This is a genomic window from Streptomyces sp. NPDC003247, from assembly GCF_042888135.1.
GTDB lineage: Bacteria > Actinomycetota > Actinomycetes > Streptomycetales > Streptomycetaceae > Streptomyces.
In genome coordinates, this window is record NZ_JBIAPF010000001.1 from 431416 (window position 1) to 457512 (window position 26097).

28 protein-coding genes and 1 riboswitch are annotated in these 26097 nt (G+C 72.7%); of the genes, 13 read left to right on the forward strand and 15 right to left on the reverse strand.

Going from position 1 to position 26097, the window contains the following annotated elements:
* Window positions 1-107: 107 nt before the first annotated feature.
* The 3 genes from ACFYWQ_RS01860 (at window position 108) to ACFYWQ_RS01870 (ending at window position 3711) form a co-directional block, all read left to right on the forward strand.
* On the forward strand, window positions 108-1625 hold the full coding sequence (locus ACFYWQ_RS01860) for an MFS transporter (RefSeq protein WP_389511833.1): 1518 nt from the start codon (window positions 108-110) through the stop codon (window positions 1623-1625).
* A gap of 161 nt (window positions 1626-1786) precedes the next feature.
* Window positions 1787-2740 carry an N-acetylmuramoyl-L-alanine amidase gene (locus ACFYWQ_RS01865; RefSeq protein WP_389511835.1) on the forward strand — a complete coding sequence of 318 codons (954 nt, stop codon included), beginning with the start codon at window positions 1787-1789 and terminating at the stop codon, window positions 2738-2740.
* Between the two features lie 170 nt (window positions 2741-2910).
* Window positions 2911-3711, forward strand: a complete 801-nt coding sequence (locus tag ACFYWQ_RS01870; RefSeq protein ID WP_389511837.1) for a hypothetical protein — start codon at window positions 2911-2913, stop codon at window positions 3709-3711.
* A 131-nt stretch (window positions 3712-3842) separates the two neighbouring features.
* On the opposite strand, the gene ACFYWQ_RS01875 is transcribed toward ACFYWQ_RS01870, so the two are convergent.
* Genes ACFYWQ_RS01875 through ACFYWQ_RS01885 form a run of 3 tightly spaced genes read right to left on the reverse strand, consistent with a single transcriptional unit; the run spans window position 3843 to window position 7550 of the window.
* Window positions 3843-4625 (reverse strand): hypothetical protein, encoded by a 783-nt coding sequence (locus tag ACFYWQ_RS01875; RefSeq protein ID WP_389511839.1) that lies wholly within the window; start codon window positions 4623-4625, stop codon window positions 3843-3845.
* A complete protein-coding gene (locus ACFYWQ_RS01880) occupies window positions 4612-6198 on the reverse strand; it encodes a substrate-binding domain-containing protein (protein ID WP_389511841.1) in 1587 nt (528 codons plus the stop codon). Before ACFYWQ_RS01880 ends, ACFYWQ_RS01875 begins: the two co-directional genes overlap by 14 nt.
* Window positions 6195-7550: a hypothetical protein gene (locus tag ACFYWQ_RS01885; RefSeq protein WP_389511842.1), complete on the reverse strand. Its 1356-nt coding sequence runs from the start codon at window positions 7548-7550 to the stop codon at window positions 6195-6197. The genes ACFYWQ_RS01880 and ACFYWQ_RS01885 overlap by 4 nt, the downstream gene beginning before the upstream one ends.
* Window positions 7551-7762: 212 nt before the next feature.
* Between ACFYWQ_RS01885 and ACFYWQ_RS01890 the strand changes: the two genes are divergently transcribed.
* Complete coding sequence (locus tag ACFYWQ_RS01890; protein ID WP_389511844.1) at window positions 7763-8056, forward strand: hypothetical protein; 294 nt, start codon at window positions 7763-7765, stop codon at window positions 8054-8056.
* Between the two features lie 141 nt (window positions 8057-8197).
* Here the strand turns inward: ACFYWQ_RS01890 and ACFYWQ_RS01895 are convergent, their stop codons facing one another.
* The 3 genes from ACFYWQ_RS01895 to ACFYWQ_RS01905 are packed head-to-tail and all read right to left on the reverse strand — an operon-like array spanning window position 8198 to window position 11495.
* On the reverse strand, window positions 8198-9268 hold the full coding sequence (locus ACFYWQ_RS01895; protein ID WP_389511845.1) for a prenyltransferase/squalene oxidase repeat-containing protein: 1071 nt from the start codon (window positions 9266-9268) through the stop codon (window positions 8198-8200).
* On the reverse strand, window positions 9265-10035 hold the full coding sequence (locus tag ACFYWQ_RS01900) for a class I SAM-dependent methyltransferase (protein ID WP_389511847.1): 771 nt from the start codon (window positions 10033-10035) through the stop codon (window positions 9265-9267). The genes ACFYWQ_RS01895 and ACFYWQ_RS01900 overlap by 4 nt, the downstream gene beginning before the upstream one ends.
* Window positions 10029-11495, reverse strand: a complete 1467-nt coding sequence (locus ACFYWQ_RS01905; RefSeq protein WP_389511849.1) for a glycosyltransferase family 4 protein — start codon at window positions 11493-11495, stop codon at window positions 10029-10031. The genes ACFYWQ_RS01900 and ACFYWQ_RS01905 overlap by 7 nt, the downstream gene beginning before the upstream one ends.
* Before the next feature lie 283 nt (window positions 11496-11778).
* Here ACFYWQ_RS01905 and ACFYWQ_RS01910 point away from each other — a divergent pair, with 283 nt between their 5' ends.
* The 4 genes from ACFYWQ_RS01910 to ACFYWQ_RS01925 all read left to right on the forward strand — a co-directional run bounded on the left by ACFYWQ_RS01910 (window position 11779) and on the right by ACFYWQ_RS01925 (window position 14877).
* Entirely contained in the window at window positions 11779-12441 is a 663-nt protein-coding gene (locus tag ACFYWQ_RS01910) for a TetR family transcriptional regulator (RefSeq protein WP_389511850.1), read from the forward strand.
* 2 nt (window positions 12442-12443) lie between these two features.
* Window positions 12444-12632: riboswitch (TPP riboswitch) on the reverse strand.
* 252 nt (window positions 12633-12884) lie between these two features.
* Window positions 12885-13229 (forward strand): hypothetical protein, encoded by a 345-nt coding sequence (locus ACFYWQ_RS01915; RefSeq protein ID WP_389511852.1) that lies wholly within the window; start codon window positions 12885-12887, stop codon window positions 13227-13229.
* A gap of 439 nt (window positions 13230-13668) precedes the next feature.
* Window positions 13669-14088 carry a transglycosylase SLT domain-containing protein gene (locus ACFYWQ_RS01920; protein ID WP_389511853.1) on the forward strand — a complete coding sequence of 140 codons (420 nt, stop codon included), beginning with the start codon at window positions 13669-13671 and terminating at the stop codon, window positions 14086-14088.
* Between the two features lie 99 nt (window positions 14089-14187).
* Window positions 14188-14877 carry a YoaK family protein gene (locus tag ACFYWQ_RS01925; protein ID WP_389511855.1) on the forward strand — a complete coding sequence of 230 codons (690 nt, stop codon included), beginning with the start codon at window positions 14188-14190 and terminating at the stop codon, window positions 14875-14877.
* Between the two features lie 15 nt (window positions 14878-14892).
* On the opposite strand, the gene ACFYWQ_RS01930 is transcribed toward ACFYWQ_RS01925, so the two are convergent.
* Window positions 14893-15153, reverse strand: coding sequence for a DUF397 domain-containing protein (locus ACFYWQ_RS01930; protein ID WP_389511857.1), 261 nt, complete (start codon window positions 15151-15153; stop codon window positions 14893-14895).
* Window positions 15134-15961, reverse strand: a complete 828-nt coding sequence (locus ACFYWQ_RS01935) for a helix-turn-helix domain-containing protein (RefSeq protein ID WP_389511860.1) — start codon at window positions 15959-15961, stop codon at window positions 15134-15136. The genes ACFYWQ_RS01930 and ACFYWQ_RS01935 overlap by 20 nt, the downstream gene beginning before the upstream one ends.
* Window positions 15962-16052: 91 nt before the next feature.
* Between ACFYWQ_RS01935 and ACFYWQ_RS01940 the strand changes: the two genes are divergently transcribed.
* Entirely contained in the window at window positions 16053-16499 is a 447-nt protein-coding gene (locus ACFYWQ_RS01940; protein WP_389511862.1) for an ATP-binding protein, read from the forward strand.
* Window positions 16500-16520: 21 nt separating this feature from the next.
* Here ACFYWQ_RS01940 and sigJ read toward each other — a convergent pair whose 3' ends face one another.
* Window positions 16521-17423, reverse strand: a complete 903-nt coding sequence (gene sigJ, locus ACFYWQ_RS01945; protein ID WP_389511864.1) for an RNA polymerase sigma factor SigJ — start codon at window positions 17421-17423, stop codon at window positions 16521-16523.
* Between the two features lie 102 nt (window positions 17424-17525).
* Here sigJ and ACFYWQ_RS01950 point away from each other — a divergent pair, with 102 nt between their 5' ends.
* The gene (locus ACFYWQ_RS01950; RefSeq protein ID WP_389511866.1) at window positions 17526-17903 is read left to right on the forward strand and encodes a hypothetical protein; all 378 of its coding nucleotides are present in this window, start codon (window positions 17526-17528) and stop codon (window positions 17901-17903) included.
* A gap of 6 nt (window positions 17904-17909) precedes the next feature.
* On the opposite strand, the gene ACFYWQ_RS01955 is transcribed toward ACFYWQ_RS01950, so the two are convergent.
* From ACFYWQ_RS01955 to ACFYWQ_RS01970, 4 genes are all read right to left on the reverse strand, one after another.
* Window positions 17910-18050 carry a hypothetical protein gene (locus ACFYWQ_RS01955; RefSeq protein WP_389511868.1) on the reverse strand — a complete coding sequence of 47 codons (141 nt, stop codon included), beginning with the start codon at window positions 18048-18050 and terminating at the stop codon, window positions 17910-17912.
* Between the two features lie 75 nt (window positions 18051-18125).
* The gene (locus tag ACFYWQ_RS01960; protein ID WP_389511870.1) at window positions 18126-18689 is read right to left on the reverse strand and encodes a Uma2 family endonuclease; all 564 of its coding nucleotides are present in this window, start codon (window positions 18687-18689) and stop codon (window positions 18126-18128) included.
* A 157-nt stretch (window positions 18690-18846) separates the two neighbouring features.
* A complete protein-coding gene (locus ACFYWQ_RS01965) occupies window positions 18847-19533 on the reverse strand; it encodes a hypothetical protein (RefSeq protein WP_389511872.1) in 687 nt (228 codons plus the stop codon).
* A 103-nt stretch (window positions 19534-19636) separates the two neighbouring features.
* Window positions 19637-21673 (reverse strand): bifunctional glycosyltransferase 87/phosphatase PAP2 family protein, encoded by a 2037-nt coding sequence (locus ACFYWQ_RS01970; RefSeq protein WP_389511874.1) that lies wholly within the window; start codon window positions 21671-21673, stop codon window positions 19637-19639.
* 396 nt (window positions 21674-22069) lie between these two features.
* On the opposite strand from ACFYWQ_RS01970, the gene ACFYWQ_RS01975 reads away from it, so the two are divergent.
* Window positions 22070-23344 (forward strand): DUF2330 domain-containing protein, encoded by a 1275-nt coding sequence (locus ACFYWQ_RS01975; protein ID WP_389511876.1) that lies wholly within the window; start codon window positions 22070-22072, stop codon window positions 23342-23344.
* Window positions 23345-23527: 183 nt separating this feature from the next.
* Window positions 23528-24199: an O-methyltransferase gene (locus ACFYWQ_RS01980; protein ID WP_389511878.1), complete on the forward strand. Its 672-nt coding sequence runs from the start codon at window positions 23528-23530 to the stop codon at window positions 24197-24199.
* A gap of 70 nt (window positions 24200-24269) precedes the next feature.
* On the opposite strand, the gene ACFYWQ_RS01985 is transcribed toward ACFYWQ_RS01980, so the two are convergent.
* The gene (locus ACFYWQ_RS01985; RefSeq protein ID WP_389511880.1) at window positions 24270-24662 is read right to left on the reverse strand and encodes a hypothetical protein; all 393 of its coding nucleotides are present in this window, start codon (window positions 24660-24662) and stop codon (window positions 24270-24272) included.
* A gap of 99 nt (window positions 24663-24761) precedes the next feature.
* Between ACFYWQ_RS01985 and ACFYWQ_RS01990 the strand changes: the two genes are divergently transcribed.
* Window positions 24762-25187, forward strand: coding sequence for a DUF1992 domain-containing protein (locus ACFYWQ_RS01990; RefSeq protein WP_389511882.1), 426 nt, complete (start codon window positions 24762-24764; stop codon window positions 25185-25187).
* 37 nt (window positions 25188-25224) lie between these two features.
* Here the strand turns inward: ACFYWQ_RS01990 and ACFYWQ_RS01995 are convergent, their stop codons facing one another.
* Complete coding sequence (locus ACFYWQ_RS01995) at window positions 25225-26094, reverse strand: hypothetical protein (RefSeq protein WP_389511884.1); 870 nt, start codon at window positions 26092-26094, stop codon at window positions 25225-25227.
* Between the last annotated feature and the right edge of the window lie 3 nt (window positions 26095-26097).

Here is a 26097-nt window from a genome sequence, read left to right on the forward strand (position 1 = left end):
GTACCGGCCGAGGGCCTGCCTACCGAGGACCTGCCGAGGACCTGCGTGGCTACGGCCCGAGACCTACGCCGGAATCCCGATGCAAGGGGCGACAGCGGCCTGAGACCATGACGTCCATGCCCGAAGCGACCGACGCCGTGCCACCGCCCCGCCGCCCCCTCTCCCCCGCCTCCCCCGTCTCCCCGGCCTCTCCCTCCTCCCCCGCCTGGCTCGTCGTCGCGCTCGCCTGCGCCGGGCAGTTCCTCGTCGTCCTCGACGTCTCCGTGGTGAACGTGGCGCTGCCGTCGATGCGGGCGGAGCTGGGGATGGGCGCCGCGGGCCTGCAATGGGTGGTGAACGCGTACGCCATCTCCTTCGCCGGGTTCATGCTGCTCGGCGGACGGGCGGGTGACCTGTACGGGCGCAAGCGGATGTTCCTGGTCGGGCTCGCCCTGTTCACGGTGGCCTCGCTGGCCGGCGGGCTGGCCCGGGACGACTGGCAGCTGCTGCTCGCGCGGGCCGTGCAGGGGCTGGGCGCGGCCGTGCTGGCGCCCGCCACGCTGACGATCGTCACCGCCGCCGTCCCGGAGGGCGCGGCACGGGCGCGGGCGATCGCGACCTGGACCGCCGTCGGGGCGGGCGGCGGCGCCGCGGGCGGGCTCGTCGGCGGCGTGCTGGTCGACCTGCTGTCGTGGCGGTGGGTGCTGCTGATCAACGTGCCGGTCGGCGCGGTCGTCCTGGCCGGCGCCCTCGCCCGCCTGACCGAGAGCCGGGCCGGTGACGGCCGCCGCCTCGACCTGCCGGGCGCCCTGCTGGTGACGGCCGGGCTGGCCACCCTGGCGTACGGGATCTCCCGGACGGAGGCCGAGGGGTGGACCGCGGCGGCGGTGCTGGTGCCGCTGGCCGCCGGGCTCGCGCTGATCGCCCTGTTCCTGGCCGTAGAGGCCCGCACGGCGGCCCCGCTGATGCCGCTCGGGCTGCTGCGGCTGCGTCCGGTGGCCTCGGCGAACACGGCGATGTTCCTGACCGGTTCGGCCATGTTCTGCATGTGGTACTTCATGACGCTGTACGCGCAGAACGCGCTCGGTTACACACCGCTGGAGGCGGGCCTGGCGCTGATGCCCAGCTCCCTGGCCATCGTCCTCGGCTCGAAGCTCGCGCCCCGCCTCATGCGGGCGGCCGGGGCGCGCACCGTGGCCGCGCTGGGCGCGCTGGTCGCGGCGGCCGGGTTCGGCTGGCAGTCGACGATGAGCGCCGACGGCGCCTACCTCACCGCGATCATGCTGCCGGGCGTCCTGATGATGCTGGGCGCGGGCCTGTCGGCGACCCCGCTCGCCGCGCTCGCCACCTCCGGGGCGGCGCCGGGCGAGGCCGGTCTGGTCTCCGGGCTGGTCAACACCTCCCGCACGATGGGCGGTTCGCTGGGCTTGGCGGTGCTGTCGACGGTGGCCGCCGCCCGCACCGACGGCCGCGCCACGCCGGAGGCGCTGACCGAGGGCTACGCGCTGGCGTTCCGCACGGGCACGGGGGTGCTGCTCGCGGCGGCGGCGCTGATGCTGGTGTGGCTGCCGCGGAGGCCGGCGACGGGCACCCCGGTCGCCGAGGCCCCCTCGGCCGCGGAGGGTTCCCGCACACCCGTGAAGTGAGCCGCCGCCCGACCGACCGACCGGCACCGCCGCACACGACTCCCGCGCCGACGGGCGGTGAGGGAGTCGTGTGCGGCCCCCGGCCGGGGTCCCCCGTACCCACGACTCGTCCGGCCGTCGCCCCCGGGTCGCGCCCTACCGTCCCCGCTAGGGTGGCACGCGTGTCGTACACAGGCCCGGAATTCGATCATCCGCTCCCCCGGCGCTCGCGGCTGCGCCGTCCCCTCGCCGTGGCGCTCGCCGTGCTCGTGCCCGGCGCGCTGCTCGGGTGGCTGGGGTACGAGGCGCTGGGCGGGGCGGGGGACGGCGAGGCGGGCCGGGTGACGGGGGCCGCGTCGGGCGGGCCGGGGGCGACGACGGCCGACGCCGACGGCGACGGCGACGGGAAGCCCGCCGTCTCCGGATCTCCGTCCGCCACGGCCACGCCCACGGCCACGGCCGCCTCCCTCGCGGGCAAGGTCGTCGTCATCGACCCGGGCCACAACCCGACCAACTTCCGGCACCCCGACGAGATCAACAGCAAGGTGGACGTCGGCACCCACCGCAAGGAGTGCGACACCACCGGCACGTCCACCAACTCCGGTTACAGCGAGGCCGCGTTCACCCTGGACGTGGCGCACCGGCTGACCACCCTGCTGCGACGGCAGGGCGCCACGGTGACGCTGACGCAGGACGCGGACCGGCCCTACGGCCCCTGCGTCGACGAGCGCGCCCGGATCGGGAACGCCGCGCACGCCGACGCGGTCGTCTCGATCCACGCCGACGGCTCGGGGACCGGCAACCGCGGCTACCACGTGATCCTGCCGGGCGAGGTGCAAGCGGGCGCCGCCGACACCCGTGGCATCGTGGGCCCTTCGCGGGAGCTCGGGAAGCTGATCGCCACGGACTTCGGGCGCGTCACGGGCAGCGCCCCCTCCAACTACGTCGGCGACGGCAGCGGTCTCGTCACACGCGAGGACCTGGGCGGTCTCAATCTGTCAACGGTTCCCAAGGTGTTCATCGAGTGCGGCAACATGCGCGATAGCAAGGACGCGGCGCTGCTGACCAGCGGCGCCTGGCGGCAGAAGGCGGCGCAAGGGATCTCTGAGGGAATCGTGAGTTTCCTGCGCGGGTAGCGATCGGCGCACTGATCCCGGCGGACAGTCCGATCGTGTGGACGATAGTGTCGTCCCTACGATCAGGGGCCGCCCCCGCGCTTCCCACCCGGGCCTGACGGCGACATGGTGACAGCGACGCCTCTACCGATGCGTGGACCGATGACGAGACGACTGACGAAGGACCTGAAGTGAATATCCGCTCCCTCACTCGAGGCGACGGCGTGGTGATCGGAGCAGCGGTATTGCTGTTCATCGCGTCGTTCCTGGACACGTTCGACGGCTCCGGTGACGACGTCCCCAACGCCTGGGACAACCTCGGCCTCCTGATGAGCATGTACATCGGTGGGATCATCGGGGCGGCGCTGATCGTCGTCGCCCGCGCGCTCCCGCAGCCGCGCAAGGTCGCCGGCCTCGACCTCGGCCAGCTGGGCGTCGCGCTGGCCGTCTTCGCCGCGTGGACGTCGTTCTGGTCGATCATCGACCCGCTGGGCGCGTTCACCGACGCCTTCGACGGCGCGGACATCGACACCGGCGCCGGCCTCATCCTCGGCCTGATCGCCGCCCTGCTGCTGGCCGCGGCCGCCATCGCCGGCCCGCTGGTGCCGGCCCTCCAGGCCGCGCTGATCCCGGCCCCGAAGCCGCCGACGCCGCAGCCCTACGGCGCCCAGCCGCCCGGTGGTTACGGCTACCCGGGCGCGCAGCAGCCGCCGTTCGGCGGGCAGCCGCAGCAGGGCCAGCCGGGACAGCCGCCGTTCGGCGCGCAGCCGGGCCCGGCGCAGCCGCCGGTCCCGGACTTCTCGCCGTTCTGGTTCGCCGTGCCGGTGCCGCGTCCGCTGTTCGCGGAGGACGGCGCACCCACCCCGATCGCCGAACTGGCCCCCGGCACCTGGTACCTGGCCGTCGAGCAGGGCGCCCAGGGTCTCGTCGCGCAGACCCAGGACGGCCGGCGCGGCGTCCTGCGGGACACCTCCGGCATCCAGCGCGGCTGAGCCCCGTCCCGGCCCGCACCACCGCACCACCGCACCACCGCACGGCCCCTCGCCCTTCCGGGCGGGGGGCCGTCGCCGTATCGAGCGCACCTTACTGACGGTCCATCAGTACACGACTGCCGTCCACGACTTCAGAGGAATATCGCGATCGGGTTCAGTGTCAGCTCGCCCCGGTCGCGGTTCCAGGTCGGGACCTTGCCGAGGCAGCGGGCCTGGAACTCGCCGGTGAAGTAGTCGGCGTTCTGGAAGCCCTCGCGCACCCCGGCCGCCTCGCAGACGATCCGCACCCGCGCGGGCGGCCGTCCGGTGCCGTACCGGGCGCTCAGCACGATGTCGCCGTTCTCCGCGCGCACCGCGGTGAACCGGCCGGTGACCGAGACGAACGCCGAGGCGACGCCGACGGCGGTCAGCGGCACCCGGCCGTCGCCGCCCTGGTCGCCCAGGGAGTCCTCGAGCGCCCGGTTGGGGGTGACCACGCCGGTGGTGAGGTCGGCGTGCACGACGGCGTCCTCCTTGCGCATGGTGTCCATCAGCAGCCGGATCACCGTGATCGGCGTGCTCTGCTGGATGTAGGCGGTGACGCGTTCCTTGGTGACCTGGCGGTGCGCCCCGCCCGAGCCGGCGAGCCCCAGCCGGGCGCGCAGTCCGATGCCGGTGTCGACGTTCATCCGGTCGGCGACCTCCGCCTCCAGCGCGTCGGCGAACCCGCCGTACTGGTAGAGGTCCATGACCCGTTTGTCGTGCAGGAAGAAGCACATGCCGTGGACGGTGCGCCCGTCGTCGCGGCGGCGGCGCGAGCGGCCCAGGCGCAGCAGGGCGTGCCGGGCCACGACGGCCAGGGCTGCCGCCGTCACCGTCCAGACGACCAGCCACGGCCACCACAGGCCCCACCACTGACTGTCAATGACACCCACGGATCTCCTTGAACGCGTCGGAGAGCGAGGAGAGGCCGGCGTCGACCACGCGGCCGCCGGTCGCCGTGGCGACCCGCTCCAGGGCGCCGGCGTCGGCCTCTCCGAACGGGACGGGAAAGGTGGGCACCGCGTCGGCCGCGGACCCCAGCCGGTCGTGCCAGCTCAGGAACTCGGCGTACGACAGGCCCGCGTTGTTCTCGCCGTCCGTCATCAGCACGACGGCGACGGGCCGTTCGGGCGCGGCCCGTACGGCGTCGGTGGCGATGCGGTATCCGCGGTCGAGGGCCGACCAGACGGCGGTGGCGTCGTCGAAGCCGCCGTCCGCGACGATCCGGTCGAGGGTGCGCAGGTCGGCGTCGGAGCGGACGGTGACCGTACGCTCCTGGAGCACCCGGCCGCCGAAGCGGACGACGGTGAGGCGCTCGCCCCGGTAGAAGCGGGCGAACTTGCCGGTGGCGGACCGGTCGGCGCCGCTCAGGCCCGCGAAGGCGGCCCGCAGGGCGGCGATGCGCTCGCCGCGCATGGACGTGGAGAAGTCCAGTACGAACACGACCTGGTCGCCGGTGGCGTGCACGGGATCGCCGTAGTCGTCGACGAGCCGCTCCACGATGGACAGCCGGTCGGGGAAGGACAGGGCGTTGCCGACGGGCGCGCGCAGTTCGCGGGAGGGCTCGACGTCCTGGTTGACGGGCCGGCGGTGGGTGCGCCGCATCAGCTCGCGCTGGACGTCGGCGCCGAGCAGCCAGTCGACGACCTTGCCGTACGCCGCGCGCTCGCCGGGGTCGAGGAGGAGCAGCGGGAAGTCGGAGAGGACCATGCCGTCGTCCGGGTGGACGATCTCCAGCGGGCGGTCGAGCCGGCCCTGGGCGTTGAGGGTGAGCAGTTCGGACTCGTGGGCGATCAGGGCGTCGGCGGCGTCCTGGTGGGCGACGTAGGTGTCGATCAGTGCGCGCGAGCTGGCGCCGGTGAGGGTCTGGCCGGAGCGGAAGCCGCGCAGCCGGTCGCAGGAGACGTCCTCCTCCCGGAGGGCGCCGCCGGTGTCGGCGGCCGCGGTGGCGACGCCGACGAGCGCGGCCCGCCCGGTGTCGCTGCGCCGGGGGTCGGCCATGCCGAAGCGTACGGTGCCGTCGGCGGCGGCGTCCGCGAGGTCGGCCCAGGAGATCCGGCCGCCGGGGGCCCGTTCGCGCAGCGCGTCGGCGGTGTCCGGGGTGAGTCCGACGACGACCGGCGAGCGCATGATCGCGGTGGACTCGGGCCGGGTGAGGCGGCCCGCCGAGTCCTGGACGCGCAGTTGGAAGGAGCGGTCGGAGGCGAGCCAGGCCAAGTCGTAGGTCGCCTTCTCGCCGGAGGCGGGCGGCTGGCCGGCGAGGTCGGCGGTCGCCGTGTAGTCCATCTCCAGCTCGACGCCGGTCTCCTCCTCCAGCCGGTCCAGCAGCGGGGCCACGTCGGCCAGTTCGGGGCTGGCCAGCACCCGGAGGGTGACCTGATCGTCGTCCGAGGTGCAGGCCGGGGTGAGGGTGGTCAGCAGGGCGAGGGCGAGGGCGGCCACGAGGGTGCCGGGGCGCCGTGTCACGGGGTGTCCTGTGCGGGCGGCGGGCAGTTGCCGACGTGGTCGATGATCCGTTCCAGGACGTCCAGTTCGGGTTCGTAGGACTTGGTCTGGTCGCTGTTGGGGACCGGCTCCTGTATGCCGTGGTCGCGCAGGTAGGCGCCGAGGCGCTCGCCGGTGCCGTCCTCGCCGGAGACGCGGACGCGGAAGCCCAGTTCGATGGCCCGGTCGCGGAGTTCCTCGTTGTCCTGGAGCAGTTGGACCAGCCGGTCGCCCTGGTCGGTGAGGGAGATGAGCTGGGGCTCGGTGAGGGCGTAGGGCGTGGGGTAGAGCAGGACGCGGTTGGTGTCCTGCTTGTCGTGCTGCTCGTGGTAGGTGATCTGGTGGGCCAGGTACTGGTGCTCGTAGAGGAGGGAGATGGGCGCGATGCTCTCGCCGAGGTCGGAGAAGTAGCTGTCGGCCTGTTCGTCGGCCCACATGCCCTGGAGGTTGATCAGGGGTTTGATCTTCGCGGCGAGTGCGGTGACCGCGTCCGCCGCGAGCCGGGGGTCGTCGGTGTTCTGCGTGCCGGGGGTGCTGTTCCGGTTGGCGACGAAGGCGAGGAGGCTGAGGTAGGTGCCGGCGGAGTTGGACTCGCAGACGTCGGAGGTGCGCACCAGGACCCGGCCGCCGTTGCTGCGGCCGCCGTCGCCGCTGCCGCCGTCGCCGCTGCCGCCGTCGCCGCTGCCGTCGTCGCGGTCGTAGCCGATGCCGTTCCAGGTGTCGGCGCCCTCGACGCGGCCGTCGCCGTCCTGGTCGGCTGTGGCCTTGCCGTCCTCGCGGCCGTCGAGCAGGGTCATGAACGCGGCCATGTCGAGGTCGTAGTACAGGGTGGGGCCGCCGTCGGGGTTCTCCTGCGGGGTGGCCACGCCGGTCTTCACCAGGGTCTCGGCGTAGGCGCGGAAGGTGCCGAGGACCAGGGGCGTGACGAACGGGCGGACCGAGCGGACGGACTTCTCCTGCCGGTCGAGGACGAGTTTCGCGGCGGGCTGCCCGGAGGGGAAGACGACGTCCATGTCCGTCAGGGACTGGGTGGCGATGCCCCGGGAGCCCAGGCGGTGGATGTCGACGCGCAATCCGTGTTCGAGCAACAGCCGTTGTACTTCGGGGTCTTTGAAGAAGTCGGACTTGGAGGCCATCCGCGCCTCCAGGGTGGTGATCCGCTCGAAGGGGCGGAACGTGTTGCCCGAGACGGTCAGGGAGAGCAGGCCCGCCAGCGCCAGCACCAGCGCCACGACGACGCGGCGGGGGACGGGACGGCGTCTGGCCTGGCGCGTGGTGAGCCGCGGCTCTTCCGGCGCGGGTCTACCGGTGTGGGCTCGTGCGGTGTCGGACAACGGCCCTCCTGCCACTCAAGGGGCCAGGATCATCAACCACGTGTTCGAACGATGTCCCCCGGAAGGGGGAACTCCATACCAACGACGGGAAAACCGAGGCCAAGGGGCGGTGGGAACCGGCGGGAACCAGCCGGGGAACCGGCCCAGAAACCGGCGGGAACCGGCGGGAACCGGCTGGGTTTCATCCCGCTTCGAACGGCAAACCGAACAGCATGTCACCTCGATATCGGAACGGTGCGAACCAGGCCGGTACGGTCATCGCCGTCGTGGCCGACGTCATGGCCCTCATCCTGGGCCTGTGGATCCTCATGTACCTGCTGGACGCCAACCGGGGCAACGACTTCGTGCAGCTCGTGCACGACGTGGCCCGCTGGCTGGCGGGCTGGTCGCACGACCTGTTCACGTTCGACGAGGCGTGGGCGCGGGTCGTCGCGGGCTACGGTCTGGCGGCGGTGGTCTACCTGTTCGTGGGCCACGCGATCGCCAACCGGGTCCACCGGCACTGAGCCCCGCCGTTCGCGGTCCGGTCCCACCGGCACTGAGCCCCGCGCCCGAAGGGGCGCGGGGAACTGCGCGACCGGCCACCGCCGGCCCGCACCCGACGCACAACAGTGACCCCTGGGGTCCCGGGGCGCGCCCGCCGGAGGCTATCCGCAGCAGTCCGGGTCCAGTCCCGCCGGCAGGCGCTCGCCGCCGAACACCGCACAGGTGGCCTCGTGGCCGCCGAGCGCGGCGACCGCCAGCAGCAGGGAGCCGGCCGTCCACGTGGTCAGCTCCCGCGGCCAGATCGCCTCGTCCTCGAAGACGTAGCCGGTCCAGTACAGGCCCGACGCGGCGTCCCGCAGGTGCTGGATGGACTGGAGGATGTCCAGCGCGCGGTCGGACTCGCCCATCGCCCAGAGGGTCAGGGCGAGTTCGGCCGACTCACCGCCCGTCACCCACGGGTTGGGCACCACGCACCGCACGCCCAGCCCCGGCACGACGAACTTCTCCCACGCCTCCTCGATGCGGGCCTTGGCCTCCGCACCGGTGAGCGCGCCGCCCAGGACCGGGTAGTACCAGTCCATCGAGTAGCGCCCCTTGTCCAGGAACCGCTCCGGGTGCCGGCGCAGGGCGTGCCGCAGCGCGCCCGCCGCCAGTTCCCAGTCCGGCTGCGGCTCCTCCCGCTGCTCGGCGATCGCCAGCGCGCAGCGCAGCGCCTGGTGGATCGAGGAGGAGCCGGTCAGCAGCGCGTCCGTGGTGGCGGTGCCGTCGTCGTCGCGCCGCCAGCCGATCTGGCCGCCGGGCTGCTGGAGCCGCAGCACGTACTCGACGGCCGCGTGGACGACCGGCCACATGCGGTCCAGGAACACGTCGTCGCCGGTGGACAGGTAGTGGTGCCACACGCCCACGGCGACGTAGGCGACGAAGTTCGTCTCCCGGCCCCGGTCGGTGACGTCGTCGAAGGCGCCGTCGGCGTAGGCCGCGTACCAGGAACCGTCCTCGTTCTGGTGCCGGGCGAGCCAGGCGTACGCCCGCTCGGCGGCCTCGTGCTCGCCCGCCGCGTCGAGGGCCATCGCGGCCTCGGTGTGGTCCCACGGGTCGAGGTGGTGTCCCCGGAACCACGGGATCGCGCCGTCCTCCCGCTGTACGGCGAGGATGCCGCGGACGGTCTCGGCGGCCTGCTCGGCGGTGAGCACCCCGGGCAGGACCAGGTGTTCCGTCCGGGGAGTGGTCACCGCGCGTCCACGGCGGGGCTCGCGACAGGGTCCACGGCCGGGTTCACGGCGGGCAGGTGCGGCTTGGTCGCGTAGGCCACGAAGCTCTTGCCGATCAGCGGGTTCAGCGCCTGCTCGGCGACCCGGGTGGCCAGTGGCTTCTTCATGATGTCCCAGACCAGCAGCTTGTGGTACGCCCGCACCGGCAGCGCCTTGTCGTTGTCGACGCCGAAGGCGCACTTCAGCCACCAGTACGGCGAGTGCAGCGCGTGCGCGTGGTGGGTGCCGTACGGCTTCAGGCCGGCCTCGCGGATCTTCGCGAGCAGCTCGTCCGCCTTGTAGATGCGGATGTGGCCGCCCTCGACCTCGTGGTAGGCGTCGGACAGGGACCAGCAGACCTTCTCGGGGCCGTAGCGCGGGACGGTGATCGCGATCCGGCCGCCCGGCTTGAGGACGCGCACCATCTCGGCGAGGACGCCCTTGTCGTCGGGGATGTGCTCCATCACCTCGGAGATGATGACGACGTCGAAGGACTCGTCCGGGAAGGGCAGCGCGAGGGCGTCGCCCTCCATGGCCGTGGCGGTGGCGCCCTCGGGGGCCTCACCGGCCTCCTTCATCGCCGCGAACCACTTGGCGACCTCGCGGATCTCCTCGCCGTTCTGGTCCAGGGCCACGACCCGGGCGCCGCGCCGGTAACACTCGAAGGCGTGCCGGCCGGCTCCGCAGCCGAGGTCCAGGACACGGTCGCCGGGGGCGAGCGGGAACCGGGAGAAGTCGACGGTCAGCACGTGGCCCTGCTTTCACGATCGGATTCAACGTCAACGGCAACGGCTTCGGAGGCGGTCGTGGCCGTGGGGGTGGTCCGGGGCACCGTGCGGCTCGTGCGCACCGTATTGCCGGCGTCCGGTCCCGCCGGGCGCGGGGAACGTCCGCCCCCCGCCCGTTCGACGGCCTCGCGGTAGCGGGCCACGGTGCCCTCGGCGGCCCGCGCCCAGGTGAACCGCTCCAGCACCCGGTCCCGCCCGGCCGCGCCGAGGCGGGCCCGCAGCGCGGGGTCGGCCAGCAGCCGGCCGAGGGCGGTGGCCAGGGCGCCGGAGTCGCCCGGCGCGACCGCGAGGCAGGTCTCCCCGTCGCGCCCGGCGACCTCGGGAATGGCGCCCCCGGTGGTGGCGACGAGCGGGGTCCCGGTCGCCATGGCCTCGGCGGCGGGCAGGGAGAAGCCCTCGTACAGGGACGGCACGCAGGCGACCTCCGCCGAGCGCACCAGGTCGACGAGTTCGGCGTCGGAGATGCCCTTGACGAACTCGACGACGCCTTCGAGGCCGTAGCGTTCGACGGCCTGGGCGACGGGTCCCTCCTCGGGCCGCTTGCCGACGACGACGAGGTGGGCGTCCGGGTGCTCGGTGCGGACCTTGGCGAGCGCCTCGACGAGGAAGACCAGGCCCTTGAGCGGTACGTCCGCGCTGGACGTCGTCACGATCCGGCCGGGTATGACGGGCACCGACGGGTCGGGCGAGAACAGGTCGGTGTCGGCGCCGATGTGCACGACGTGGACGCGGTCCTCGCGGACGCCGAGGTGGTCGACGATCTCCTGGCGCGAGGAGCCGGAGACGGTGAGCACGGACGGCAGCCGGCGCGCGACGCGCTTCTGCATGCGGGTGAAGGCGTACCAGCGGCGCACGGACCAGCGGCGCTGCCGGCTCTCGGCGGCGTCGAGCTCCAACTGCCGGTCGACGGTGATGGGGTGGTGGATGGTGGTGACGAGCGGGGCGCCGACGTCTCCCAACATCCCGTATCCCAGCGTCTGGTTGTCGTGGACGACGTCGAACGCGCCGCGCCGGGCGCGCAGATGGCGGCGGGCGCGCAGCGAGAAGGTCAGCGGCTCGGGGAAGCCGCCGGTCCACATCGTGGCGACCTCCAGCGCGTCGATCCAGTCCCGGTACTCGTCCCGTCCCGGCGTGCGGAAGGGGTCGGGCTGGCGGTACAGGTCGAGGCTGGGCAGCTCGGTGAGGGTGAGGCGTGCGGCGAGGTCGTCGCCGAGGTCGTCGAGGACGGGGTACGGCTGGGAGCCGATGACCTCGACCCGGTGGCCGAGGCGGACGAGTTCGCGGGAGAGGTGCCGTACGTAGACGCCCTGGCCGCCGCAGAACGGGTTCCCCTTGTAGGTGAGGAGCGCGATGTCGAGCGGTCGCCCGCCGTCCGCGGCGAGGGCCTGCCCAGGCCCCGCCTGACTGGCCTCAGCGGTCACTCCGGCCCCCTTCTGCCTGCACTGTCCCGCGAGACTACGACGGGACGTTAATCTAGAACAAGTTCCAGACTTGATCGTTCGGGAGGCTCTGAATCTACCGGCAGGTAGGGATGTGCGGAGCAGTGGATCAGGTGATTCACGCCACGGCCGGGCGCCGCCCTGGACCGCGGCGTGACCGCACACCCTCACCGACCGTCACGGAGCGGGCCCCATGACCGGACCCATGACGGGACCCATGACTGCGGAAGTGACCGGACCCATGACTGCGGAAGTGACCGGACCCATGACTGCGGAAGCCAAGGGGGACAAGGTGGAAGCCAGTACCGCGCGCCCGGCCTCGCCGCCCCTCACCGAGCGGCAGGAGGCCCGCCGCCGGCGCATCCTGCACGCGAGCGCGCGGCTGGCGGGCCGCGGCGGTTTCGACGCGGTCCAGATGCGGGAGGTCGCCGAGTCCTCCCAGGTCGCCCTGGGCACCCTCTACCGCTACTTCCCGTCCAAGGTGCACCTGCTGGTCGCCACCATGCAGGACCAGCTGGAGCACCTGCACGGCACGCTGCGTAAGAGGCCCCCGACGGGCGACACCCCGGCCGAGCGCGTGGCGGTGACCCTGATGCGTGCCTTCCGCGCCCTCCAGCGCGAGCCCCATCTCGCCGAGGCGATGGTCCGCGCGCTCACCTTCGCCGACCGCAGCGTCAGCCCCGAGGTCGACCAGGTCTCCCGTCAGACGACGGCGATCATCCTCGACGCGATGGACCTCACCGGCGACCCGACGCCCGCGCAGCTCTCCGCGGTCCGCGTCATCGAGCACACCTGGCACTCGGCGCTCATCACCTGGCTCTCCGGGCGGGCCTCCATCGCCCAGGTGCGCGGCGACATCGAGACGGCGTGCCGGCTGATCGAGGTGACGGATCCGGGCGCGCGTACACAGAAGAACCCGCACCCGTAGAAAAACCTACGAGACGGGTTCCCTTCGCCGGTATTGCCCGGATCAGGTAATGGGGGTCGCCGTCCGGCTCGACTACCGCCTTCCGGCCTCTCAGCCCGACCGTCGATGTCGGCCACCGGCGGATGCCGTAACTCCCGTCACGGCGTCTCGCCGAAGTCGGCTACTCCGGTCGAACTCCCTCACTCGCCTCGTAGGCCACTACCAGAATAGAACGCCCATAGCGTGATGCAACCCCCATAATGGGAGATTTTTTAGGACACGTACAGGGCGGGTCAACCGGAGCTCCAAGGGGTACGGCGGATGAGTCGGGGCACCCTCACGAGCAGGGTGCGGGACGCGCCCCGGGGCAGGACGCGACCGGCTCGCGCCGAGGAAACGGAGCCGAGCCCGCCGGGATGTCCCGCGCCGCCCGACTCCCCGACCGGGAGAGGCACCCGCCGACCATGAACGTCCGCCACAGCGCAGCAGTCCTGGCCGCCACCACGGTGATCGTGGCGGCCGCGCCCGCCACGGCCGCCGACCCGGCCACGCCCGCGTCGCCGTCCTCCTACACCCGGCTCGCCCTCACGACGGGACCGACACCGACACCGGCGGCGACGCAGGCGTCGGACGGCGGCAGCAATAAGGACGACTCCGAGGACCCCACGACCTCCGAGGACTCCGAGGACTCCGAGGACTCCGAGGACTCCGAGGACTCCGACGACGGCTACGGCACCTGGTGGACCGTCGGGGCCTTCCTCGTCGCCGGCATCGGCATCGGCTTCCTGATCAGCGGCCGCCGAAAGTAGCCGCACCCCTCCGCGCCGGGCCGCCTTCGAGGCGCCGGTCACATGTGAACCCCCTGGAACCGTGAGCACGCGTGTGCGGCGCGTGAGACGAGCGCTGCGGACCGGTGAAGCACCGCACATGACGCAGGTCACCTACGAACCGGCCTAGTTGGACAATTCAGACGTCATGCACACGCAAATCCGGCCCCTGACCTGCACATTGAGAGCCAGCTCACAGACGCACCGGACCGACCACATGCGGCCACAACTAGTAAAAGGGGTCATTGCGGACACCCCTCCGCCCTGCTTCTCTGGATGACGTCGCACGGCGCCGACAGCCCACCCGGGCCTCGGCGCCACGGCATGCCAGCCACCCACCGCACCTCACGCGGTCCGGCCACGTACCGCGTGATTCCGGCATGCCTCGCGACACCACCGCCCCCGAGGAAAAAGGTTCTCCGTGTCCGTCTCCGTCATCCGCCGCATCGCCTCCCCCAAGAAGACCCTCACCGCCGTCGCCGTGGCCGCCGCCACCGCCGGCATGGCCCTGACCGCGGCACCCGCCCAGGCGGCCCCCGCCATGGCGTCCGCCTCCCAGGCCCAGGCGATCGCGCGCCAGATGATCCCGGACGCCGCGCAGTTCAACGCGTTCAGCAAGATCGTCCAGCATGAGAGCAACTGGGACGTCGACGCCACCAACGCCTCCTCCGGCGCCTACGGCCTCGTCCAGGCCCTCCCCGGCTCCAAGATGGCCTCGGCCGGCTCGGACTGGAAGACCAACGCCAAGACCCAGATCAAGTGGGGTCTGGACTACATGAACTCCCGCTACGGCAGCCCGACCGGCGCCTGGTCCTTCTGGCAGGCGAACGGCTGGTACTGATCCCGGCCCTACGCCCCCCTCTGACGCGAAAGCGGCGGTCCCCGATCCCCGGACCGCCGCTTTCGCCCTTTTTCCACCGCCTTGTGATCAACTGGCCGGATGACCTCCGAGCCCCCGGCGCCGGACGCGCCCGACCCCGAAGCCCGCGGTCTGCGGCTCGTCCCCGTCCTGCTCGTCCTGACCCTGGCCAGCGGACTGATCGACGCCGTCAGCTTTCTCGGCCTGCATCACATCTTCGTCGCGAACATGACCGGCAACGTCCTCGTCGTCGGCTTCGCCGCGGCAGGCGCCCCCGGCTTCTCGGTCCGCCACTCCCTGACCTCGCTGGCCTGCTTCCTCGCGGGCGCCGTCGCCGGGGGCCGCGTGATCCACGGTGTCGGCTCGCACCGCCTGTGGACCCGCCTGGCACTGGCCGTGGAAGCCGCCTTCCTGGCGGCCGCGGCGGGCGTCGCCCTCACCTCACCGGACGACGCCCCCGCCACGATCTACACGGTGATCGTCCTGACCGCGTTCGCCCTGGGCCTGCGCACGGCCACCGTCCGCAGACTGGGCGTGCCCGATCTCCCCACGACGGTCCTCACGATGACCCTGACCGGCATGGCCGCCGAGTCCCACGCGGGCGGCGGCCACGGCACCCGATTCCGCCGCCGCGCGACAGCCGTGGCAGCCCTGTTCGCGGGAGGCCTCCTCGGCGCCTGGCTCCTGCTCCACCACGGCCTGGGCGTGCCCCTGCTGCTGGCGGCCCTCCTGTCGGGCGCACTGGCCCTGACGGCATCGGGCCGCCCGTGAGCACTCCGTGCCGGATCACTCGGCTGCGGCAGCCCCGACCCAGGAGGCGAACGCGGTGAAGGCGGCGGGCCGGAGAGTGAGCATCGGGCCCGCCGGGGTCTTGGAGTCGCGTACGGCGACGGTGGCGGCGGAGGTTTCGGCGACCTCAACACACTGGCCGCCCTGATCACCGCTGTACGACGACTTACGCCAGGCAAGCAGGCCTATCGGCGCACACTCGACGCAGTTGCCGCCCTGATCGCTGCTGTAGCCGGACTTACGCCACTTGCTTTCCATAGCGGTCCTCCATCACGCGCCGGATGAGCTCTGCCGAGTCCCTGAGGGAGAGGGCGGCGGCCCGCAGGTGATCGTAACGGAGCGAGCAGTCTTCGACCGTGTTCGGATTGGCAGTGGGGTGCCCGCTGCCGTAGCCCTCGGTGTAGACGATGGTCGGATCGCCGGCGAAGCGGTAGACGTCGAACGGGCCTTGCGTTCCCGCGTGGGCACCAGCCGAGAACGGCAGAATCTGGACGTTGATGCGAGGGTTGCTCTCGAAGGTCAACAGGTGTGCCAGTTGCCCGTGCATGACCTCTCTGCCACCGATCTCCTGGTGCAGCGCAGCCTCGCTGAGAACCGCCCAGAACACCGGCGGCTCCGCCTTCTCGAAGATGCGCTGGCGAGCGATTCGCACGGCGGTGCGGTCGTCCAGGTCGCTCCGGTCCAACGCACCGAGTACGGCACGCGCGTACGCGGCGGTCTGGAGCAGGCCGAGAACCATGTGCGACTGGAAGGAGCAGATCTCGACAGCCCGCACCTCCAACTCCCCCACCTGCTGGAACCAGGCCGGGAGTTGGCTACGCAAGACCAGTCCTACGAGCCGCGAGAACAGGCCACCGGCCCCCAGAGCGGCATCCACCCGCTCACTGAACTCGACGGTCGGAACCTTCCTGGCGGTCTCGATCTGCCCCACCAACGATCCGGTGTAGTTGAGGATGTCGCCGAGTTGCCGCTGGCTGAGCCCGGCGGCCTCCCTCAGCCGACGCAGCTCGAAGCCGTAGTAGTCGAGCGGTGAGGCTCCAGGGTCAAGGACGTTGATGTTGGTCACGCGGCGCCCCTCTCACGCAGCGTTGCTCACGCCTGAACGGGTTGTGTTCAAGTGGTAGCCCAGAGTAGTTGCACGAGGTCACGCTCGTAGCGTGAACGAATACTTTCCCTCCGTCCTCGCCTCCCCCGTGCCCACCCGGCACCGCCTGACCCTCACGGCAGGCGAGCACTCGGCCCGCCACATCCGCCGTATCGCACGGGGCCACTTGGAGGACTGGGACCTGCAACACCTCACAGACGCCGTCGAGTTGGCGCTGACGGAACTGATCGCCAACGTGGTCCGCCACGTCCCGGACCGCCGCTGCGAGGTGCTGATCCAGAAGCGGGAGTCCGGGGTCCGGGTGGAGGTGAGGGACGACGACAACCGGCTGCCACGCGCAGCGACGGCGCCGGACCCGACCTCGGAGAGCGGCCGGGGCCTGCTCCTCGTGGCTGCGGTCACGGACAGGTGGGGGATGTCACCGGTGCCCGGCGGCGGGAAGACCGTGTGGTTCGAGTGCCTCCCGGACGAACCGCCACCTTCGGCGCCCGGCCGGTGACGTCGCCTCAGCGGCACCCGGTTACCGGCCGCCCCGCGCCCACGGCCGCAGCTTTCCCGGGTTGCGGACGGCCCAGATTCGGCTGACGCGGCCGTCGGAGACGTCGAACGAGGCCACGGTCAGGACGACGCCGTCGCGCTGGGCCACCAGGCCCGGGGCGCCGTTGACCGACCGCTCCAGGTGTTCGAGCCCCGGAGACTTGTCGGCGATGGCGACCATGTACTGGGCGATGCGGGCGCCGCCTTCGACCGGGCGCAGGACGGTACCGACCATGCCGCCGCCGTCGGCGGTCATCACGGCGGCCGGGTCGAGGAGTCCGACCAGGGCCGCGATGTCCTTCCTCTCCCATGCCTCTTTGACGTGCCGCACCACGTCGGCCTGCCCGGCCGCCGTCACCGGTGCGCGCACGACGCCGATCCGCCGCCGGGCGGAGGCCGCCAGCTGCTTGCAGGCAGCGGGGGTCCGGCCGAGGACGCCGGCGATCTCGGCGAAGGGGTAACGGAAGACGTCGTGCAGGACGAACGCCACCCGCTCGGCGGGCGTCATCGACTCCAGGACGACGAGGAAGGCCATGGTCACCGATTCGTCCAGGACGATCTGGTCGGCGAGGTCGGTAGCGTGGCCGTGGTCCCACTCGGCGCGGTCGGGCAGCGGCTCGGGCAGCCACGCACCGACATAGCGTTCACGCCGAGCCCGCGCCGAGCCGAGCATGTCCAGGCAGATACGGCCGGTCACCGTCGTCAGCCAGGCGCCAGGGGCCACGATCTCCTCCCGCCGACCCCGCGGAAGCGCGTACCAGCGCGCGTAAGCCTCCTGCACGGCGTCCTCGGCCTCGGCCAGTGAACCGAGCAACCGGTAGGCGACATTGATCAGTTGCCGCCGCTCACCGGCTGTCTCATCGGTGCTCGTCCCAGCCATCCCCATGCTCCCGACCGCCGCCTCGCCTTACCTTTCGCAGGCCCGCGTCGTCGGGCTGGTGAGACCTTATCGATCTACTGCTTCCGGGCGGAACAGGAGAACCGTGACATGGCCACCCAGACGACGGCACAGCGCAGCTTCTCGTTCCTGCGGTTCGCGATCGTCCTGCAGACCCTGACCATCTTCCTTCAAGCGGTCTCCGCCGGACTGCTGCTGACCGCGTCCTACGGAGAGACGCTGCACAGTGTCGGAGCCCGTGTGATGTACGGGGCGTCGATGCTGTACGTGCTCGCGGCGGTGCTGGCGTGGAAGCCGGGCGGCGGCTCGCCCCGGCCCGTCTGGCACGCGTCCGGCTTCCTCCTCCTCGCCTCGGTCCAGGTCGTCCTCGGCATCGCGCACGTCCCGTCGGTCCATCTCCCCCTGGGGGTGCTGATGTTCGGGCTGAGCGTGCTGGCGCTGACGGCCCGCAACGGGTCGGGGTCATGACGGCGGTCAGCCCCGCTGCGTTCCCGCCCATCGCTGCGCCTGGCGGCGGACCAGTTCGCGGGGGAACCTCGCGTCGCCGATCGCCTCGACCTCGGTGAAGGTCGCCGTGATGCCGCCGGTGCGGACGACGACGTGCTCCCGGTGCATCACCAGGCCGTCCCTCGTGGCTCGTGTACGCCGTTGGCGGGCCCGGTTGCCATCAGCGTTTCCGTCAGGCGGCATCTACTGCCGGGTGAGTCCAGCCGGATCGATGGCCATGGGGAACGGGACGTCCAGGTGGGTGGTCGCGCCCGCGAGAGCGGTCGTCCGCTCCACGTAGCGGCCGCCTTCCAGTTCGTAGACGGCGAGCATCGGGGACGGATCGAACTCCAGGCGCCAGAAGTGCGGAACGGCGGCCTCCGCGTACAGCATGGGCTTGATCTTGCGGTCCATGGTGCGGTTGCCGGGGGAGACGAGTTCGACGACGAGCTGGACGGCGTCGATGTCGACGGTGACGGGGTCGTCGGCGGTCGCGCCGGCGTCGGCCACGACCAGGTCGGGCACGACCAACCCGGACGGCAGGACGACGTTGACACCTTCCAGAATCTCCACCGGTGCGCCGGCAGCGCGGGCAGCCGTGTCCAGGGCGACGTGGAGGCGGAAGGAGGCCCGCTGGTGACGGACGCCGGGAGCGGGGGACATCACGAGGGACTCCCCCAGTAGCTCGTAGCGGGTCGTGCGGTCCTCGGGCAGCGCGAGGACATCGGCGACGGTCCAGGGCCCCGTGTGGTCGATGGCAACGCCCATTCCCTTTCGCCTCCTCGTCCGCCCGGCAGCCGCGGGAAGGCCCGGCAAGCGGTACACGGCCAGCATACGGGCGCTCCCACCTGCTGACACGAGGTTCCGCCGCCGCGCGCGGGACCTCGGGGTCAGTGGCCCGCGTCCTACGGAGGACCCCCGCGGCTCAGCGGCCCTGCGCCTCCTCCAGCCGCTCCACCTGCCGCCGGATCAGCTGCCGCGGGAACCTTGCGTCGCCGACGGCCTCGACCTTGGTGAAGGTCGCCGTGATGCCGCCGGTGCGGACGACGACGTGTTCGCGGTGCAGCACCAGGCCGTCCTTCGTGGGCGTGGCGGTGCGGAAGGCGAGGGCCTCGTCGCCGACCCGGGGGGCGGCCGTCGCGGTGAGCTCGGTCGTGTACGGGCCCTCGGCGGTGACTCCGTCGTAGGACGCGCAGGTCGTCAGCGACGACCGGAGGCGGGCGAAGGCCTGGCGGGCGCCGTCGCCGTCGTAGGAGGCGAGGGTGGAGGAACCGCCCCAGAGGTCGTCCTTCCAGTTGAAGACCTGGCGTACGACGGTGGGGGCGCCGGCGCCGTTCACGGCGGCCAGGACGGTCCCGCAGGACGCGTTCGAGACCGGCGGGGCCGTCGGTTCGCTCATCCTGGGGCTGGGTTCCTGGACCGGGGTGTCATGGACGTTCGGCACCTCGCCGTCCCGGAAGGCCAGGGCCCTCAGCTCGTCGTAGGGGACGGCGGCCCCCTTCTTCGCCTCCTTCGTGTCCGCGTCCTGGCCCGAGCAGGCCGCCCCGGACAGCACCACGACAGCGGCGGCCGCGGCGCCGGCCAGCACCCTCCGCACGTTTCCTCCGAACATCAGTCCTCCCGCACAGGAGGTTAGACGCCTCGCGTGGCCTGAGCACGACCAGAGGGGCCCGGTCAGGCCCGGTCACACCTGGTAAGGCCCGGCCGGGCGGTGGTCAGCTCGGGGTCCGGTCCTTCTCCGGCAACACGGGGGCGGCCACCGCCTGCCTCGGGATCGCCGTCGCCCGTGCCCGGGGGCCCTGGAGCAGGTACGCCAGGCCGAAGCCGGCCAGGACGACGGCCGCGCCGCCCGCCGCGTCCAGGACCCAGTGGTTGCCGGTGGCGACGATCGCGGACACCGTGAACAGCGGGTGGAGGAGGCCCAGCGCCTTCATCCACCACTTCGGCGCCACGAGCGCGATGACCAGTCCGCACCACAGCGACCAGCCGAAGTGCAGCGAGGGCATGGCCGCGTACTGGTTGGTCAGGGCGGTCAGGGTGCCGTAGTCCGGCTGGGAGAAGTCCTGGACGCCGTGGACCGTGTCGATGATGCCCAGGGCGGGCATCAGGCGGGGCGGGGCCAGCGGGTAGAGCCAGAAGCCGAGCAGGGCGAGGAGGGTGGCGAAGCCGAGGGACGCGCGGGCCCAGCGGTAGTCGACCGGGCGCCGCCAGTACAGGACGGCGAGGACGGACAGCGGCACCACGAAGTGGAAGGACTCGTAGTAGAAGTCGAAGAAGTGGCGCAGCCAGTCGACGCCGACCACCCAGTGGTTGACCGTGTGCTCGACGTCGATGTGCAGGGCGCCCTCGATGTCGAGGATCTCCTGGCCGTGCGCCTCGGCGCGCTCGCGGCCGCCGGTCGCCGCCAGCCGGACCTGCTGGTAGGCCGCGTACGTCACGCGGATCAGCAGCAGTTCCAGGAGGAGGTTGGGGCGGGTGAGGACGCGGCGCAGGAACGGCAGCAGGGGGACGTGCTTCCAGCGGGCCGGGACGGGGGCGGCGTACTCGGTGGGGACGGGGGTGCGGTAGTGCTCCGACGTCCGGGAGAGGAAGGGCACGACCGTCGCCGCGGCCACCGCCGCGAGCAGCACCGCGTTGTCCCGGACGGGGTGAAGGGCGGGCACGTTCGGCAGCATCATCCGCGCGGGGAGCGTCATCACCAGGACGACGGCGACCGGCCAGACGTAGCGGTCGGAGGCGCGCCGGCCGACGCGGCCGACGACGGCGAGGAGGACCCACAGGAGCTGGTGCTGCCAGGTGGTCGGGGACACGGCGATCGCCGCGCAGCCGGTGAGGGCCACCGCCAGCAGCAGCTGGCCGTCGCGGGCGTAGCGCACGGCCCGCCGCACGCCGACCACGGCGACCGTCGCGCCCAGCGCCAGGAAGAGGACGATCTCCAGCGGGCCGGAGAGGCCGAGGCGGAGCAGGGCGCCGTGCAGGGACTGGTTGGCGAGGCCGTTCGCCTCGCCGCCGAGGCCGACGCCCGCCATGTGGTGGACCCAGTAGGTGTACGAGTCGTGCGGCATCGCCGCCCAGGCCAGCAGCGTGGAGGCGGCGAAGGTGCCGCCCGTGGTGAGGGCGGCCGGCCGGCGGCCGGTGAGCCAGAGCAGGGGCACGAAGAGGAGGACCGTCGGCTGGAGCGCCGCCGCGACGCCGATGAGCACGCCGCCCGCCCGCTGTCCCCGCACGACCAGGCAGCCGAGCAGGACCAGCAGGACCGGGATGATGCTGGTCTGGCCGAGCCAGAGGGTGTTGCGCACCGGCAGCGACAGCATCAGCAGCACGATCGCGACGGGCGCGGCGAGCAGCGAGGTGCGTCTGCTGACCGGCTGCGGCAGGGCGCGCGCCGCGACCAGGCCCAGCGCCACGACCAGCAGCAGCGTGCCGAAGGTCCAGCCCCAGCCGAGGGCCTGCTCGGCGGCGCGTGTGAGGGGTTTGAGGACGAGCCCGCCGAAGGGGGTGCCCGTGAAGCGGGTGGAGTCGTAGAGCGAACCCTTGACGTGCAGGACGCCGTCCGGTCCGACCCAGGTCTCCAGGTCCGTCAGCCGCTCTCCGCGCGGGGTGCCGAGGACGACGGCCACCTGCCGGACGGCGAGGACCGCCGCGACCAGCCACAGGCCGAGGCGGGCCGCGTGCAGGCGCGCCCTCGCCGTGTCGGCCGTCGTCGCCCCGAAGGGTTCCGCCGGCCGTCCGCTGTGCTCCGCATTCGCCACGCCTCGTCGGCCTCCCGCCCCGTTCGTCCCACGCGTCACCCGCGTGAGGTGTACTTTGCGAACCCTATGAGGCTCGCACCACCCCCGGACAGGGACGCAGGCCACCCCGTTTTCACCTGACGTCCGCTCTCCTTTTGTCCGGAAGACGATAGTGCGCCGGGGGGAGGGTTGCCTGCGCGGGGTGCGATCTGGGTCACAGCGCGGACGGAGCCGAACGGAACCGGATCTTCGCTCGTACCGTCGTAGGGCCACAGGCGGTGACCAGTGACGGAGGGGCTGCGCGACATGGTCGGTTTCCTGCGGGAACGGCACGAACGGGAGGTATGGCGGGGGGTGTCGCCGAGGGTGTGGCCGGGGGTTCGACGGGAGGTGTCGCGGAGGGCGCGGCGGGGGCGGTTGGCGGTCCTGCTCCTCGCGCTCCTCGCGACCCAGCTCGGCTCCCTGGTCGCCCCCGCCTACGCCTGCGGCTGCGGCGCGCTCGTCCCCGGTGGCGAGCAGCAGGTCGCGGTGCGCCGGGAGGTCTCCGCGGTGCGCTGGGACGGGGAGCGGGAGCAGATCGTCATGGGGCTGTCGGTCACGGGGGACGCCGACCGGGCCGCCTGGATCATGCCGGTGCCGCACCGGGCGGACGTGCGGCTCGGCGACCCGGAGGTGTTCTCCCAGCTGACCGAGGCCACGGCCCCCGAGGAGCGCACCCGCTACCACTTCTGGCCGCAGGACGGCGACTGGCCGCTGACGACGGGCGACGGCGCCGCGGGGGCGGCCCCTCCACCGCCGGGCGCCGCGCCCGGGGTGGGCGTGGTGGGGCGCGAGCGGCTCGGGCCGTTCGACGTGGCCCGGCTGACGGCCACCGACCCGGCCGCCCTGGACGGCTGGCTGGGCGCCAACGGCTTCACCTTCCCGCCCCGCCTGGAGTCGGCGCTCCAGCCGTACGTCGACCGGCGCTGGGAGTACGTGGCGGTACGGCTGGCCCCGGAGACCGCCGGCACCCCGCTGCGCGGTGACCTGGACCCGCTCCACCTCAGCTTCGCCAGCGACACCCTCGTCTATCCGATGCGGCTGTCGCGGCTCGCCGCCACCCCGCAGTCGCTGAGCCTGTACGTGCTGGCCGGCCACCGGATGGAGCCGGTGTCGCGGATCGGCGGGGAGCGGCCCCGGGTGACGTTCGCGGGGCGGATCGGCACGACGGCGGGGCCGCTGGGCGAGCTCGCGGACGGCGCGCCGTTCCTGACGGCCCTCGTGCAGGAGTTCCCGGTGCCGTCGTCGATCTCGGCGGACCACGAACTGCGCCGCACGGCGAAGGACACGGCGTTCCGGCAGGTCGTCTACGAGAACCGGCTGCTCACGGTGGGCGGGGCGCCGGTGTGGCTGCTGACGGTCGTCGGCGTGGCCGCGGCGCTGGTGACGGGCGCGGTGGTGCTCGGCGTGCGCCGGGGGCGGGTGCGACGGGGGTACACGGGGGCGCAACGGCACCGGAGCGCCCGGCCCGCGGCGCCTCCCCGACTCGCGCGGTCGGCGGCGCCTCCACGGCCCGCGCGACCCGCAGCGCCCCCGCGGCCCGCGCATCCGGCGGCGCCGCCTCCCCGGCCCGCGGCACCGCCCCGGCCCACGGTGCCCCCTCGGCCGACGGTGCCGCCCGCCTCGCCGCCCACGGGCCCCCGCAACGGCTGAATCCGCAGGGGCCGAATCCGCCGTCCGGGCCGAACGGCCGCATTGGACCGGCCGGGGAAACCCATGAGGCGCCCCGGACGGGGAACCCGGGCGCAACCGGCGCCGTTGGCATAGTAGTTAGCGCTCCTAACGGGATGGTCCACGCAGGTCACGGATACGTCAGGTACACGAGAGGCAGAGCGCATGAGCGAGTCGCACGTATGGGACGCCGTCGACGCCTACTTCACCACCCACCTCGCCCCGGACGACGAGGTGACCACGGCCGCGCTGCGCGACAGCGAGGCCGCCGAGCTCCCGCAGGCCAACGTCACGGCGACCCAGGGCAAGCTCCTCCAGCTGCTCGCCCAGATCCAGGGGGCGCGCACGATCCTGGAGATCGGCACGCTCGGCGGGTACAGCACGATCTGGCTGGGCCGCGCGCTCCCGGCGGACGGCCGGCTGATCTCGCTGGAGTACAGCCCGCGGCACGCGGAGGTCGCGGTCCGCAACATCGCGCGGGCGGGACTCGACAAGCAGGTGGAGGTGCGGGTGGGCCCGGCCCTGGAGTCGCTGCCGCGGCTGGCCGACGAGAACCCGCCCCCGTTCGACCTGGTCTTCATCGACGCCGACAAGGTCAACAACGCGCACTACCTGGAGTGGGCCCTGCGGCTCACCAGCACGGGCAGCCTGATCGTCGTCGACAACGTCGTGCGGGGCGGCCGGGTGACCGACGCCGACAGCGACGCGGGCGACGTCCTCGGCACCCGGTCCGCCATCGAACTCATCGGCGCGCACCCCAGGTTGAGCGGTACGGCGATCCAGACCGTGGGCTCCAAGGGGTACGACGGGTTCGCGCTGGCCCGCGTCGTGGCGTGAGGGCGGGACCGGGCCGGGCCGGGCCGCGCCGGGCCAGGTCAGATCAGGCCGGCCGGTCGGCCGGTGAAGGCTACGCCTCGTGGTAGAAGCCCACGTTGACGCTGCGCGGCCCGGTGCGGTCCACGACGATGATCTCGCCGGTGCCGCCGCGCGGCAGCTGCACGGTCCCGCCGTAGGCGATGGTCTGGGCGTACTCCCCGACCACCAGCCGCACCTCGGAGGACGGGTCCTGCTGGGAGCCGCGCAGCCAGCTGACCTGCCAGACGCCTTCGGGGCCGCACAGGAACTCCAGGTGGACCCGGGAGACGAACAGCCAGTCCTCGGGCGTCACGAGACGGCAGACGGACGCGTCCCGGCCCACCCGCAGCACGGCCCCCGGTTCGCTGGGCGCGTCGGCCATGAGCATGCCGGCCGTGGCACCCTCTTCCGTCCCCGAGACGGTGGCCATGGTGAGTTCGAGCACGTGCGCTCCTCGTGAGGTGTCCGACGGTGGCTGTGTGACCTTTGTGCAGCGGCCGCATACTAAATCGCCCGGGGCCGTGGCGTCCGGCACAATGAACCCATGACCGAGCGAAAGCCACCCGGCGTTCCGTTCGAGTCCTGGGTGGACAAGCAGATCCGGGACGCGGAGCGACGGGGCGAGTTCGATCAACTTCCGGGCGCGGGCAGGCCGTTGTCCCCGGAGATCGAGAGTTCGTACGACGAACTGTGGTGGATCAGGCGCAAGATGGCGCGCGAGGGGCTCTCGGTGCTTCCGCCGGCGCTCGCGTTGCGCAAGGAGGCGGAGGACGCGCTCGCGGCGGCGTACGCGGCCCCTTCGGAACGCCTCGTCCGGAAGATCATCACGGACGTCAACGTCAAGCTGCGGGACATGATGTTCAAGCCGCCGCCCGGCCCCCCGCTGGGGATGAAGCCGTACGACGTCGAGACGGTCGTACGGGAGTGGCGGGAGCGCCGGGCGGCGGCCGGGGGCACACGGGCCGAGTGAGCGGAGTGAGCGGGCCGTGCGCCGGCCGCGCGGGGCGTCAGATGTGCAGCAGCCGTTCCGTGAGCTCGCGGTAGTCCCGCAGGGCCAGCCGGAGCTGCTCGGTGTCGGCGGTCGTGTCGCGGTCGCCGCGGGTGTCGTCCGCGAGCTGCCAGGAGCCGCGCAGCGTACGGCGGCGGCGGTTCATGGCGTCGGTGAACGACGCGGTCAGCTCCTCCAGGACGTGGTCCGCCTCCTCGACGGCGTCGTGGGGGCGGTCGACGAACTCCGCGACCGCGTGCTGGATGCGCGCGGTGAGCTTGTCGCACTGGTCGCCCGGGAGCAGCGAGGACGCGGTGTGCGGGGCGGCGGCCTGAGCGGTCCGCTCGGACGAGCCGGCCGGGGTGGCGGTGCCGGGCGCGGTGGGCGCTCCCGCCTCGGTGCCGCGGAGGGCGTGGGCACCGGTACGGCCCTGCTCCCCGTACGCGTCCCCGCCGCCGGACGGGCCCTGGCCCGCGTACGAGTCCCGGCCGGTGTACTCGTCCCGGCCGGCGGCGTCCGCGTCCTTGCCCTGGTACGCGCCGGTCCCGGCCGTCGTCCCGCCCCTCATCGCGTTCCCCTCTCCGGCGCCACTGGCCTCCCGGGCGCTCCTGATCTCCCTGGCCTCGCGGGCCTCACGGGCGTTCCGCGCCTCCCGCACGCCGCCGACCGTCTCGTCCCGGGCGTCGCCGCTCGTCTCGGCGAAGGCGCCCCGCCGTTCCGCGGCCGTCGCCGGCGCCTCCTGGCCGCCGCCCACGACGGACGTGCGCTCGCCGCGTTCGATCCACTCGGACTGCTGTTCGGCGCGGCGGCCGGTCCGCTCGGCCTCGGCGTCCCGCTGCTCGGGCCGCGCTCCGCGTCGGTCCTCGCCGCTCGGTGTCACGTCGGGCATCCT